This window comes from Enterococcus sp. BSD2780061688st2 D3 (assembly GCF_005844145.1).
GTDB lineage: Bacteria > Bacillota > Bacilli > Lactobacillales > Enterococcaceae > Enterococcus_B > Enterococcus_B durans.
On the sequence record NZ_SPHN01000003.1, the window covers coordinates 145,739 to 158,626 of the forward strand.

Here is a 12,888-nt window from a genome sequence, read left to right on the forward strand (position 1 = left end):
TTTCTGTTTCTTGTTTCTACAGTTTCTTGCTGTCATCACTCAGAATGACACTGACCCACATCAAACTTCGATGGTATCTAGATCTTCGGTTTCCAAGAGGTATTTTGCTACAAGTGCCGCAATGATTCCCCCGACGATTGGTGCTACTACGAATACCCAAACTTGATCCAATGCTTGTCCGCCTACTAAGAATGCTGGTGCTAGACTACGAGCTGGGTTGGCAGACATTCCAGTCAACGGTACACCCACGAAATGGACTAGTGTCAATGTCAATCCAATAACGATTCCTGCTAGTCTACTGTTTCCTTTACTTGGACTCGTCACTGTCATGATCACTAATACAAAAATAAATGTGAGGATGATTTCAACTGCTAAGGCACCACCTACACCCATTTCAAATGTATTTTGCCCTAGATTGTCGACACCTTTACCAGCAGAATCTAATATGCCCGCCAAGGATAATGACGCCGCAAAAGCCCCAACGATCTGTCCCGCCATATAATAAAATAATTCAGTTGTTGTAATGCGTTTGTTCAACCACATTGCAATTGAAACAGCTGGGTTCAGATGTGCACCTGAAATCGTTCCGATACTATATGCTGCTGCAATGATTGTCAAACCAAAAGCCAAGGCAATCCCAGTAGTACCGACGATTCCTGAAGCACCACCGCCTAGTACGGCCGCTCCCGTTCCTACAAAAACTAAAATATACGTACCAATAAGTTCAGCAATTCCTTTTTTCATAAAAAAACACCTCCGCTTCTGATTATAACATTTTCTGCAAACTTTCAATAACATATATTATTAAATATTGTGTCATTTAGAAAATGTTCTTCTTACGTAGCTCCTTTAATGGAAAACTCCGCAAAAAAATACCAAGAAAATAGTTTGTCCTTCACAGATGGATTTCCAACCTGACTTTTTCGAAAGACTTCTTCACTACATTCTTGGTATTCTTTTCAACGATTATTTAGTTTTCCAAAACTTGTATTCCTACACCTAGCAATCCCGGCCCTGTATGGACAACTAACGCTGGAGAGATTTGTCCAAAATAAACGTGCTGTGCTTGAGGAAATTCAGTTTTTAGTCTTTCTACCATTGCGATGGCTTCCTCTTTCGCATCACCATGTGCAACCGCTAAATTGAACACTTTAGCTGTGCCAATTCGTTCGCGCACATAGCCAACTGTTTTATCTAAACTTTTCTTACGACCTCTTGCCTTGCCAACAGTATAATAAATACCTTCGTCGTTACAAGAAATGATGGGGTTTAGTTTTAACGCATTCCCAAGGATAGAAGCAACCAAACCGATACGTCCACCTTTTTGCAGATATTCTAAAGTCGCTACATTGAAGAACACTTTTGTGTGCTCAACTAGTTCGTTCAACTTGTCGATCAATGTCTGCCATTCGACTCCTTCTTCTAACCACTTTGCTGCTTGGATCGCAGAGAAACCTGCTCCGATTCCAATGTTCTTCGTATCTAATACATGCGCTTCCAATTCTTCTTGCTGTTCTGCGATCAGTCGTACGATATTGAAAGTACCGCTTAACCCACTAGAAATAGTAATAGCTAACACTTTATCGTAGCCATCTGCTTTGATCTTTTCAAAAATCTTAGTGATCGTTTCGCCATCTGGTAGAGAGGTTCCAGGGATTTCTTGCGGTAATCTTTGATAGATCTCTTCTGGCGTAATATCGACTTTATCTGTATAAACTTTATCTTTATAGATGATTTTTAATGGGATAACATACATCTGATATTTTTCAATCAATTCTTGTGGTACATCTGTACCAGAATCTACTAAAATAGCAATTTTATTTTTCATTTTTTTTCTCCTCAATTAAATACTCTGTTTCTAAGCTAATCGTCTTTTCTGCCAATAACTTCATCGCAAAAGACAAAGTGGCAGACCGAACAGCAATATATTCCACCGGCGTTTCTTGATCAAGGAACGGTGGATAATTTTCTCCTTGCGCTAGTCGGCTGACCATTTTGACCGCAGTTTCTTGTTCAGAGCAAAATAAATTATAGGCTTCGCGGATTCCTACTGTTTTCCCTTGAAATAAGATACCTTCCTTGATTTCAGGAATCGTCAAGACCTGTTTCAAAGTCGTGATCGCAATCAAAAATGCCACATGTTCTTTGTTATATCTTTTCTTGACAGGCGCTGGTATCAACCCAAGTTTCACATAATTATTGACCATTGATGAGGTGAGTAAAGGATGCTTTTCTCCTTGAATGACTGGAGAAAGATAACGATCGACTAATGTTCTCACTTGATCCATATAAAGATCTAAATCAGGAAGTTCTTCCCAATGTGGCAAGTGGAAATCTTCTAGATCTTTTCCCCACTCGATTAATTGTTGCTTCATCTTTTCCATGGTTTTATCTCCCTTTTTTGTTTTCATTTATATCTTATCAAAGTTATCAAAAACATTCAATCTAGTTACCTTAACTAGATGAAAAGTTTATACTAATTTTGCATTTTAAAAAAATATTGAGGAAAAAAACAAATACAATTGCCCACTTGCTATGACTAACTAACTAGATAACAGTCCTTCTCTATATCAAGAAGCCTTTTATGCATAGGCTTTCAATCTCCCATGGTAAAATGTACCTGAACGGAGGGAACGAGAATGATTTCAACAGATAAATACTTCCAAGGGGAACAAAGAAAATATCCTTTTTTTGAAGGATGGTATTTTAAGCAACAAATCGAAAAAGACGTTTATGCCTTTATTCCCGGTTATTCAGTTGGGGAAGATGGCCTGAAATATCCCTTTATCCAAGTCATCAATCATGAGCATTCCGAAATGTTCTATTTTGAACCTCAAGATCTATGGATCAAAGAAGATCAATTATTCGTTAAGATCGGGACAAATGTATTTAGTGAAAAAGGACTTTCTCTATCATTAAAAGGTCCGAACTTAACAATCCAAGGAACGATCACATTTGGCGATTTTACTGTGCTAAACAAATCAACCTATGCTCCCAGTATTATGGGGCCTTTTTCTTATCTCTCATTTATGGAGTGTTACCATGGCATCTTAAGTATGAGGCATTCTTTAAAGGGAACTTTAGTATGGAATGGAAAAATCATTGATTTTACGAACGGTATTGGTTATTTGGAAAAAGATTGGGGCAGTTCTTTTCCAGCTACGTATCTCTGGGCACAATGTAATCAGTTTGCGACTTCCGAAGCGAATTTTTTCTTTTCTGCAGCAGACATCCCCTTTATGGGTAGCCGCTTTTTAGGTATCATCTCTGTATTGCATTATCACGGGAAAGAATATCGTTTTGCTACTTATTATGGTGCCAAGATCATGGATATCTTCTGCGAAGAAAACCAGCTGATTATAACAATCAAGCAAAAACAATATATATTACAGATCAAAGTCCTGCAAAATGGGGGGCATCCATTGATGGCTCCTCACAAAGGACTGATGAATCGTGTCATTCGGGAAAAAGCTAGTACTGAGATGACAGTGACTTTACAAAAGAACAAACAGATTGTGTTCCATCAGTCAGGAATCGCTGCTGGATTCGAACAAGTCGGGAATTTGCATGGATACACTTACTGATAGAGCAACCAGAATGAATAAAAAGCCCCCATTGAAAGTGAACTTTCAGTGGGGACTTTTCTCTTTGTTTCTTTAAGCATCGTTAAGATTAGGAGACCCGCCGCGGGTAACGGCGGGAAGGAGTAAAAAAATGAAAAAGTGTTAGGGTTTGTTCTCTTACAAGAACTTTTGTTGGTTGGTATACTTATATAATAGGGGGAATTTATGAATAATCTATGAATGATTTCCTATAAAGAAGTAAAGTTTTTTTTGAATTTTTACAAACGCAGACTTGCATTTTAAAATCCATAGTGCTACTATTATAAAGTACTTTTCATATGGGCCGTTAGCTCAGTTGGTAGAGCAGCTGACTCTTAATCAGCGGGTCGCGGGTTCGAGCCCCTCACGGCCCATTGGGTGCCAAACCCACGTCATCAGTACATCTTTGGCTACTTCGGTAGTTTCGAAAAAGATGTACGTGATGACATTTTTTTGTTTTCAGGTAGGATTTTCGGGTATACACTTATCCTTGCTTGCGTTTGATTCGATGTTCTATACTTCTTGAGGATACCTCTTAGCAAAACTAATGTTATACTATTTTTGTAATGCAATTATTTTTTGAATCGTCTGTAGTACCCCTTGTTCATCATTTGATCGAGTGATGAAATTCGCTGCTGCTTTTGTTTCCTCAAAAGCATTTTCCATCGCAAAACTGTACGCAGCAGCATTCAACAATTCGATATCATTTAAGCCATCACCAAATGCCATCGTTTCTTCCTTGGTGACCCCTAACAGCTTTTGCAATTCTTTCACTGTCGTTCTTTTATGCACACCCGCATTTGAAATATCGATCCATGCGGCTTCAGAAGCAACGATATATGCCTGTTCTTTGAACTCCATCAGTTCCTTTACATACTCAAAACATCTTTTCTTTCTATCATAGACAGTGATCTTCACAAAATCTTCGGTTATTTTATTAAGCTCTTCTACCAATTGAACTTCTCGATAGGAACCTCTCACCATCTGTTTGTCCTCTTCAGACGTAGTTTCTTTGATCATCGCTGCAGTCGGCGTACAAGCAATGATCGTATAATCATTGGCAATTTCTTCTAGTTTATTGATCAGTTTGATTCCAAGATCATTCGGCAAAAACGATTCGTAAACGTATTCATTGTTGTGCTTGATGCGTGTCGCACTATCACCTAAGATCCATAAATCCTTAGAAAGTTCTGGTCCAAAAAGTTCTTCTACACGTTCACATTGTTTTCCTGTACAAGGAGCAAAGTAAATCGCTTGGTCATCCATCGATCCTTTTACTTGTTGATAAAACTCCTTATCGAAGCTACCCTTACTATCCAAAAATGTTCCGTCTAAATCAGTCAATATCAATTTGATCATGTGTTACTCTCCCCTACTCACTAAAATGTCCTTCTTTCCTCAGTGTAACAACTGGCAGCAACAAGTCAATCCATGCTCAGATTTTTGCAACCTCATTTACAAAAAAACATCTAGAATAGAATTGGTTCTTCTACGCTAGATGTTTTCTTATTCCCCATTGAATTTGAAAAGTATGCTTATTCTTTCCAGCTATCGACTGTTTTTTGATTTTCTTTGATCCAGTCTTGTGCTGCTTGTTGTGGTTCTTTTCCATTGTTGATTTCCAACATGACTTTTTCCATATCTTTTTCTGTCCAATGGAATTTATCTAATACTTTATAAGCTTCAGGCTGATCTTCTTTTAATCCTTTACGTACAACTGTGTGGATTTCTTCAGCATCTCCCATCGCTTTTTTCGGATCTTCCAAATATTTCAAATCATATTTAGCAAACATCCAATGTGGTGTCCAACCGGTGATCACAATTGGTTCATGCTTTTTGATTGCTTGTCCTAAAGCAACAGTCATTGCGCCTGATGAGGAAGTTTCAACAGTCCATCCTTTTAGATTATCGTATTGTTTAACCGTGTTTTCCGCTGCATTGACGACGCCTGCACCAGGTTCAATCCCAGTAATTTTTTTATCTGCTTGGTCAGTTAAATCTGCAATAGAGTTGACATCCATATAACTAGGTACAGCTAGTCCAACTTTAGCACCTGTTAAGTTGGCACCTAGATCGTTGATTTGATCTTTGTATTGTGCATATTGTGAACCATGTGTTTTTGGCAACCATGCAGAAACCATCCCATCTGACTCACCTTTTGAAACAGATTCCCACATGATGGAGTTATCAAGAGGAGTGATTGTAACATCATAGCCCATTCCCTTTAACACTTCCGCAACAACATTTGTTGAAGCGACCTCTGTATCCCATTCAACGTAAGAGAGATTGATTTTTTTCGTTTCTTTTGCACTTGAAAAACTACCTAAACCGATTGCACCTAAAAGCACTACGACTACAGCCCCTATGATGATCCCTTGACGCTTTTTATTTGGTTGTTTTGAGCCATTTACTGCCTTTTTACTATTTGGCTGGTTTAAATGCTGTGTGAAGCGGTCAATGATAATCGCCAAGATGACTAATGCTACCCCATTAACGAATCCGTTACCGACTTGCGCACGTTGTAAAGCAGATAACACGCCACGTCCTAAGCCAGGTGCCCCAATCATTGAAGCAATGACAACCATTGAAAGAGATAACATCGTAGTTTGATTGATCCCAGCCATGATCGTACTTTTAGCTAATGGCAATTCTAGTTTGAATAATTTTTGCCAGCTTGTACTACCAAATGAATCAGACGCTTCGACCAACTCTTTTGGTACTTGGCGAATCCCTAAGTTCGTAAAACGAACAGTCGGTGGTAAAGCAAAGATGACAGAGGCAAATACCCCCGGCACCATACCGATCCCAAAGAAAGCAACTGCTGGAATCAAATACACAAATCCTGGCATTGTTTGCATAAAGTCAAGAATTGGTTTGATGATACTTTGAGCTTTACTGCTTTTTGCCATCAAAATACCTAGTGGCACACCAATGACGATAGAAATAACGCTGGATAATAAAACGAGCGTTACTGTGTTCATCAAGTCTGTCCACAATCCTTGATTATAGATAAACCATAAGCCAATCAGTGTGAAGAGCGTTAATCCTGGACGTTTTTTAGAAATAAAGAAAGCAATAATCGTTAATATCAAGATAAACAATGGTGCGGGAATGACCAAAAGTAAATTAGTGATTCCTGACATTACTGCTTGACCAATTGTTTGTAAAAATGAGAATAATCCTGCAAAGGTCGTTGTAAACCATTCAGTGATGTTCTCTACCCAATCAGCGACTGGTAATCGATAGTTCAATAAATTATTCATCATCACTCACCTCACTCGTTTCTGCTAATGCTTCGATTACACTACCGCGAATGACAACACCTTTTAGTTTGCCATTATCCACAACGGCTAGAGGAGTTGGGGAGTCATAGATGATATTGAAGATATCACTAACCACCATATCTTTACCAATCACCGTTACATTTTCATCTAAGAAATCAATCAATGGACGTTTTTGACGTCTTGCTTCTAATGCTTGATCTGCAGTAATGATCCCTTTAAGATGTCTTTTTCTATCAACAGCCATCAGCATACTTACTTCTTCATTCCTCATTCTAGTTAGTGCTACATTTGGCCCATCTGATTCGATGTTCGTCGTTAAAGCAGGTACCATGATGTTTTGGGCAGTCAGTACTTTTGAACGATCGACTTCTTCAACAAATTCACGGACGTAATCATTCGCTGGATGGGTCAAAATTTCTTCACCAGTCCCAATCTGCATGATTTCACCATCTTTCATCAAAGCGATTCGATCACCAATACGTAATGCTTCGTTTAAATCATGTGTGATAAAAATGATTGTTTTTTGTACGTTCGCTTGTAAATCGAGTAACTCATCTTGCATTTCCTTACGGATCAAAGGATCAAGAGCAGAAAAAGCTTCATCCATCAGTAAGATTTCTGGATCATTCGCTAATGCCCTAGCTAGACCGACACGCTGTTGCATCCCTCCAGATAATTGACTAGGATATTGATCCTTGAATGAAAGCAAACTTGAATTTTCCAATGCTTGCTCTGCTTTTTGTTGCCGTTCTTCTTTTGGTACTCCACGAACTTCTAATCCATATTCAGTATTTTCTAAGATCGTCCGATGAGGGAATAAGCCGAAATTTTGAAAAACCATATTGATTTTATGGCGGCGTACTTCACGAAGTTCTTCTTTACTTAATTTTGAAATATCTTCTCCATCAATATAGATATTTCCAGAAGTCGGCTCGATCAATCGGTTCAGTAAGCGGATCAATGTTGATTTCCCACTACCTGAAAGCCCCATGATCACGAAGATTTCTCCTTCTTGCACATCAAAACTTGCATCATAAACACCAACGGTTGCGCCAGTCTTTTTTAATATATCTGTCTTTGGTTGACGGTTCTTCATCATTTCCAAAGCAGCTTGCGTTTTTTTACCAAATATCTTTGTTAAATTCTTTACTTCAACTTTTACCAAACAAATTCTCCTTTACCTATGTAAATTCATTTTTCTTTCTGAAAAAAGTGACCACACTATACTAACATCGTGTAGTCACTTTTGTCAAAAACGCTAACTGTATTCTTTTAATCAAACGAAAAAAAGCTCGGCAAATCCCTTTTAAATCGGGATTTACTAAGCTTAAAATTTGATGAGAAAAAACAACTCACTTGCAACGCTAATTTTCTGGATAAAAGAAATTGGTCATTCGCTGTAATGTAAATTCATTTCCAATAAAGTGGACTGTATCCCCCGCAGTAAATTTAGCATATGGGCCAGGCGACACAAGCAACTCTTCTTCATGCGAGATTGCAATCACTGTCGCACCAGTTGCTTGCCAGATATTCAACTCGCTGATTGACTGATCGAGATGCGTTGCCTCATTCGTCAATAATAGTTCAAACGGCAATAAGGGGTTCATCTTGTGGATCCTCTTCGTTTGATTTACCAGTTGATCCAGTAATTGAGAAAAGTGATCCAACTCTTCTTGTTGCTTTTCTACACTCGCCATGATCTCCGCTTTTGTTTCTTGGATCGATTGGACATCCTGATATTGCAACAAAAAATCTTTTGCTTTTTCTTTTGATGCTACAAAGGCGCCGCTTCCGTGACGAACCTCCATGATTCCAAGATCGACTAGCACATTGATCGCTTTTCTCGTCGTTTCAGGAGATGCATTATATGTACTTGCTAACGTAGATCTCGCGTGTATTTTCTCACCGATTTTGTAACGATTTTCCACAATCCGTTCTGCCAAATCAACAGCAATCTGTTGATATCTCGGCCGAACGATTTTTTTCTTCCCAGCCATATTTTTTCCTCTCTCTTCTACTTTTCTGTTCCATCTTACTATGGGAAAGAAAAATAAGCAAAAGGTTGTGAGCTCAGCGCTATGACCTGAGCATTAAAGAGAAGCTACTCGAAACAGCTTCTTCATGTTTTGAGTAGCTATGATTTAATGCCGAAGGTCAGCTGAGGGAACACCGTTGATTGTTGTGAGCTCAGCGCTATGACCTGAGCATTAAAGAGAAACTACTCGAAACAGCTCTCCATGTTTTGAGTAGTTATGATTTAATGCCGAGGGTCAGCTAGGTGAACACCGTTGATTGTTGTGAACCTAGCGCTATGACCTGAGCATTAAAGAGAAGCTACTCGAAACAGCTCTTCATGTTTTGAGTAGTTATGATTTAATGCCGAGGGTCAGCTGAGGGAACACCGTTGATTGTTGTAAGTTCAGCGTCATGACCTGAGCATTAGATCATGCTTGAGGAAATAAAGCGCCACACGGAAATAGTCAACGAAGACATTCACATGTGGCGCTTTATTTTGCTTATTTAACTTATGTTTATTTAGTGTATTTCTTTATGCAGAAGTGATTTTTCTGACTAGAGATCAGTCCACCATCGTTTTCTTCTGAACCTTCTTTACAGGACAGGCACTTTTACATTCATCACATGTTTTTCCTGATTTTAATCGCGAATAAACAATAGCTGCTGCACTGCCAAATATCAAGACGCTTAATAAAAATGTTGCCATATTATTGTTCACCTTCTAACGAAATGGTTAATACGTTACTAGTCTTTGCTTTCTTTTTCAATAATGCATAACAGATACCGATGATACATATCCCTGCCAAATAAGTTTGGATGACTAAATGTCCCCCTTCAAACAAGTGAGAGAGCTGATAGATAATAAAGCTGATCAAATAAGCAAAACCGCATTGATAGCCTACTGCGATCATCGTCCACTTCGCAGAATTCATTTCCCGATGGATTGCGCCAATTGCGGCAAAACAAGGAGCACATAGCAAATTGAATGCTAAAAATGAATAAGCAGCAGCAGATGTATACGTATTTTGCAATGCCAGCCAAATTTCTTGACCATTTTCAGAAACTTCTTTGTGCCCAAATAAAATTCCAAAGGTACCAATGATATTTTCTTTCGCAATCAGACCGGTGATGGTAGCCACAGTCCCTTGCCAGTTTCCCCAGCCAAGCGGTTGGAAAATAGGGGCAATCACACGTCCAAAGCTTGCTAAGATACTTTGACTTTCAGGCACAGCTTGTCCGATAAAATTGTATGAAGATGTAAACCAGATAAGGATACTTGAGACAAAAATAATCGTGCCAGCCTTTTTCACGAACGACTTACTTCGATCATATGTCTGTCTTAGAATGATCGACCATTGTGGCAAATGGTAAGTTGGCAATTCCATGATGAAAGGAGACGTGTCTCCAGCAAATAATTTGGTTTTCTTCAACATGATCCCAGAGATGACAATAGAAGTCATCCCTAAAAAATAGGCAGAAGGAGCAACCCATGAAGCATGAGGAAAAAATGCTCCCGTAATCAATGCAATGATAGGCAATTTTGCAGAACAGGGCATAAATGTAGTGACCATGATCGTCAACCGTCTGTCCTGTTCGTTTTCAATCGTTCGACTTGCCATTACACCCGGCACCCCACAACCAGTAGCAATCAGCATGGGAATAAATGATTTTCCTGAAAGTCCAAATTTTCGGAACAATCTGTCCATCACAAACGCTATCCGTGCCATGTAGCCGCAGTCCTCTAAGAAACTCAAGCATAAGAAAAGAACGATTAATTGTGGGAGAAATCCTAAAACAGCCCCGACTCCAGCAATGATCCCATTTAAAATCAATTGTTGCATCCAGTCAGCTACTTGCCACTCAACTAATAACTGTTCAATATGGTTTGGCAACCAGCCGCCGAACAACGTATCGTTGACCCAGTCGGTTCCGATCGTCCCAATCGTTTGGATGGCTAGATAATAGACAAACCACATAACAAAAGCAAAAATAGGTAATGCAAACCACCGATTGGTAACGATCCGATCGATCTTATCACTGATAGAAAGCTGAAAAGAGTCCTTTGTGACCACACAAAGAGCCGTTAATTGGGTCAACCATTCGTACCGTTCATTGATGATGATCGTCTCGCTATCTTCATCAAATATCTTTTCAGTCAAACGGATCAATTGTTCGACTTCCTTTAATTGCTTTGCAGAAATTTTTAGACCTTTCGAAATCTCAGGATCGCGCTCAAACAGTTTGATCGCATACCATCGTTTAAAAACGGGAACACTATTGTCTAAAACATCCTCAATTTCATGCAGCGCTGCTTCTAGGCGATCATCATATGTACAAGAGAGCGGTGTTGGCAGCTTCTTATAGGTCGCTTGAATGATCATTTCTGTTATTTTTCCTAGTCCTTCCCTTTTCAATACACTGATAGGAACAACAGGAACGCCTAACCCATAACTTAATTTTTCACTATTGATTTTTCGACCGTCTTTTTTAACGACATCCATCATATTTAGCCCCACAATGACGGGAATACCTAAATCAAGCAATTGTGAAGTCAAATAAAGATTTCTTTCCAAATTCATGGCATCTACGATATTGATGATCACATCAGGCCGTTCATCAATCAGATAATTCCTAGCAATCACTTCTTCAGGCGTATAGGGGGAAAGGGAATAGATCCCCGGTAAATCTTGAATATAGATGGTGGGATGTTTCTTCAAGTGCCCTTCTTTTTTTTCGACGGTCACGCCGGGCCAGTTTCCCACATATTGATTTGCGCCTGTCAATGCGTTGAACAGGCTCGTCTTTCCACTATTTGGATTACCGACTAGTGCAACTTTCATTTTATCTACTCCTCTTTTTGAACCAGGATCAAGGATGCTTCTTCTTTACGGAGTGTCAATTCATACCCTCGTAATGTGATTTCTAAAGGGTCGCCTAACGGTGCTAATTTTCGTACAGTGACACGCACGTTTTTAGTCACACCCATATCCATCAGACGTCGTTTCACTGCACCCTTCCCATGAATGGCAACCACCACACCACTTTCGCCTGTAGTAAGCTGGTCAAGCGAAGTCCAACTTTCTTCGGAGAACTCGCTTTTTTTTACGATAATCTGGCTTAATAATTCACGGTTGACCGCGATCCAATTATTTTTTAGGAGTAAAATCGAGTTGCTGCCAGATCGATTGATAACGACGATTTTACTTCCTATGATAACTCCTAAATTTTGCAAGTGCTTTTTGACTGAGTCACTGGTCTGTATTCTTTCAATCTGATACACAAGATTTAGTTTGACTTCTTCTAAAGTTTCCATCAAAGCTCCCTTCTTGTGAAAAAAGTCTTCTATAGCTTTTCTCCATTTTATCTATCCATTCAATCCCAATCTATCTCATTTATTGAGAATCATTCTCACAAAGAATACTCTCTCTAATTGAGAATGTCAATGTTACTTGTGATTTTTTGAGCGTATTTTCATTTCTTTTGATTTTTGTGTGTAAAAAAAAACTTTTTCCCAAGTTTTCCACAGTATTTGCTGTACTAAAACAAGCTTTTTTTCACTTAACGCTTGTTTTCAGCTGTTTTTCAAAAACCACAAAACATAGTATTCCACAGTTTCCACAACACAATATGTAGTGTCTGTCGTTTGACTTTTTTACTAATAGTTTTATACTATTCATTATAGATAAACAGCAGAGTCAGGAGGAAAACAAAAATGAACGTAAAAATATTTTCAAAAAACAATTGTATGCAATGTAAGATGGTCAAACGCTTTTTAGCGGACAACCAAATCGATTTTGAGGAAGTCAATATCGATGAACAACCTGAAGCCATCGATTGGTTAAAAGCACAAGGCTTTCAAAGTGTACCTGTGATCACTTCAGACGTTGAAACAGTGATTGGTTTCCGTCCAGATCAATTACGCAAACTTGCTAGCTAATGAACTGTCAATTGGAATGTATCTCTAATCGGATTTGATGGAAGTGAGG

12 protein-coding genes and 1 tRNA gene are annotated in these 12,888 nt (G+C 38.9%); 3 read left to right on the plus strand and 10 right to left on the minus strand.

The genetic code is table 11. The features are described 5' to 3' along the window. Positions 1–60 precede the first annotated feature (60 nt). From FGQ66_RS04100 to FGQ66_RS04110, 3 genes are all read right to left on the minus strand, one after another. On the minus strand, positions 61–744 hold the full coding sequence (locus tag FGQ66_RS04100) for an MIP/aquaporin family protein (protein ID WP_113846235.1): 684 nt from the start codon (positions 742–744) through the stop codon (positions 61–63). 226 nt (positions 745–970) lie between these two features. Beyond that, the gene (locus tag FGQ66_RS04105; RefSeq protein ID WP_005878938.1) at positions 971–1,828 is read right to left on the minus strand and encodes a DegV family protein; all 858 of its coding nucleotides are present in this window, start codon (positions 1,826–1,828) and stop codon (positions 971–973) included. Further along, the gene (locus FGQ66_RS04110) at positions 1,818–2,384 is read right to left on the minus strand and encodes a DUF1836 domain-containing protein (RefSeq protein ID WP_005878940.1); all 567 of its coding nucleotides are present in this window, start codon (positions 2,382–2,384) and stop codon (positions 1,818–1,820) included. Before FGQ66_RS04110 ends, FGQ66_RS04105 begins: the two co-directional genes overlap by 11 nt. 255 nt (positions 2,385–2,639) lie before the next feature. Here FGQ66_RS04110 and FGQ66_RS04115 point away from each other — a divergent pair, with 255 nt between their 5' ends. Both FGQ66_RS04115 and FGQ66_RS04120 read left to right on the plus strand, forming a co-directional pair. Further along, positions 2,640–3,584: a tocopherol cyclase family protein gene (locus FGQ66_RS04115; protein WP_113846236.1), complete on the plus strand. Its 945-nt coding sequence runs from the start codon at positions 2,640–2,642 to the stop codon at positions 3,582–3,584. A gap of 319 nt (positions 3,585–3,903) precedes the next feature. After that, positions 3,904–3,976 (plus strand) — tRNA-Lys (locus FGQ66_RS04120). 181 nt (positions 3,977–4,157) lie between these two features. Here the strand turns inward: FGQ66_RS04120 and FGQ66_RS04125 are convergent. The 7 genes from FGQ66_RS04125 to FGQ66_RS04155 form a co-directional block, all read right to left on the minus strand. Beyond that, positions 4,158–4,961, minus strand: coding sequence for an HAD-IIB family hydrolase (locus tag FGQ66_RS04125; RefSeq protein ID WP_138301772.1), 804 nt, complete (start codon positions 4,959–4,961; stop codon positions 4,158–4,160). A gap of 176 nt (positions 4,962–5,137) precedes the next feature. Beyond that, complete coding sequence (locus FGQ66_RS04130) at positions 5,138–6,865, minus strand: ABC transporter permease/substrate binding protein (RefSeq protein ID WP_138301774.1); 1,728 nt, start codon at positions 6,863–6,865, stop codon at positions 5,138–5,140. Then, on the minus strand, positions 6,858–8,051 hold the full coding sequence (locus FGQ66_RS04135) for a quaternary amine ABC transporter ATP-binding protein (RefSeq protein WP_005878949.1): 1,194 nt from the start codon (positions 8,049–8,051) through the stop codon (positions 6,858–6,860). Before FGQ66_RS04135 ends, FGQ66_RS04130 begins: the two co-directional genes overlap by 8 nt. A gap of 199 nt (positions 8,052–8,250) precedes the next feature. After that, positions 8,251–8,883, minus strand: a complete 633-nt coding sequence (locus FGQ66_RS04140) for a GntR family transcriptional regulator (protein WP_005878951.1) — start codon at positions 8,881–8,883, stop codon at positions 8,251–8,253. Positions 8,884–9,464: 581 nt separating this feature from the next. Beyond that, positions 9,465–9,608 (minus strand): hypothetical protein, encoded by a 144-nt coding sequence (locus tag FGQ66_RS04145; protein WP_016177900.1) that lies wholly within the window; start codon positions 9,606–9,608, stop codon positions 9,465–9,467. Position 9,609: 1 nt separating this feature from the next. Then, positions 9,610–11,742, minus strand: coding sequence for a ferrous iron transport protein B (feoB, locus tag FGQ66_RS04150; protein WP_138301776.1), 2,133 nt, complete (start codon positions 11,740–11,742; stop codon positions 9,610–9,612). A gap of 5 nt (positions 11,743–11,747) precedes the next feature. Next, a complete protein-coding gene (locus FGQ66_RS04155) occupies positions 11,748–12,215 on the minus strand; it encodes a FeoA family protein (RefSeq protein ID WP_138301778.1) in 468 nt (155 codons plus the stop codon). A gap of 399 nt (positions 12,216–12,614) precedes the next feature. Here FGQ66_RS04155 and nrdH point away from each other — a divergent pair, with 399 nt between their 5' ends. Further along, positions 12,615–12,839 carry a glutaredoxin-like protein NrdH gene (gene nrdH / locus FGQ66_RS04160; protein ID WP_081134079.1) on the plus strand — a complete coding sequence of 75 codons (225 nt, stop codon included), beginning with the start codon at positions 12,615–12,617 and terminating at the stop codon, positions 12,837–12,839. Positions 12,840–12,888 lie beyond the last annotated feature (49 nt).

What these genes read in the sequence shown, in the direction of transcription:
- FGQ66_RS04100 (WP_113846235.1), bottom strand. Translation starts at nt 744, where the DNA reads ATGAAAAAAGGAATTGCTGAACTTATTGGTACGTATATTTTAGTTTTT.
- FGQ66_RS04105 (WP_005878938.1), bottom strand. Translation starts at nt 1,828, where the DNA reads ATGAAAAATAAAATTGCTATTTTAGTAGATTCTGGTACAGATGTACCA.
- FGQ66_RS04110 (WP_005878940.1), bottom strand. Translation starts at nt 2,384, where the DNA reads ATGGAAAAGATGAAGCAACAATTAATCGAGTGGGGAAAAGATCTAGAA.
- FGQ66_RS04115 (WP_113846236.1), top strand. Translation starts at nt 2,640, where the DNA reads ATGATTTCAACAGATAAATACTTCCAAGGGGAACAAAGAAAATATCCT.
- FGQ66_RS04125 (WP_138301772.1), bottom strand. Translation starts at nt 4,961, where the DNA reads ATGATCAAATTGATATTGACTGATTTAGACGGAACATTTTTGGATAGT.
- FGQ66_RS04130 (WP_138301774.1), bottom strand. Translation starts at nt 6,865, where the DNA reads ATGAATAATTTATTGAACTATCGATTACCAGTCGCTGATTGGGTAGAG.
- FGQ66_RS04140 (WP_005878951.1), bottom strand. Translation starts at nt 8,883, where the DNA reads ATGGCTGGGAAGAAAAAAATCGTTCGGCCGAGATATCAACAGATTGCT.
- FGQ66_RS04145 (WP_016177900.1), bottom strand. Translation starts at nt 9,608, where the DNA reads ATGGCAACATTTTTATTAAGCGTCTTGATATTTGGCAGTGCAGCAGCT.
- feoB (WP_138301776.1), bottom strand. Translation starts at nt 11,742, where the DNA reads ATGAAAGTTGCACTAGTCGGTAATCCAAATAGTGGAAAGACGAGCCTG.
- FGQ66_RS04155 (WP_138301778.1), bottom strand. Translation starts at nt 12,215, where the DNA reads ATGGAAACTTTAGAAGAAGTCAAACTAAATCTTGTGTATCAGATTGAA.
- nrdH (WP_081134079.1), top strand. Translation starts at nt 12,615, where the DNA reads ATGAACGTAAAAATATTTTCAAAAAACAATTGTATGCAATGTAAGATG.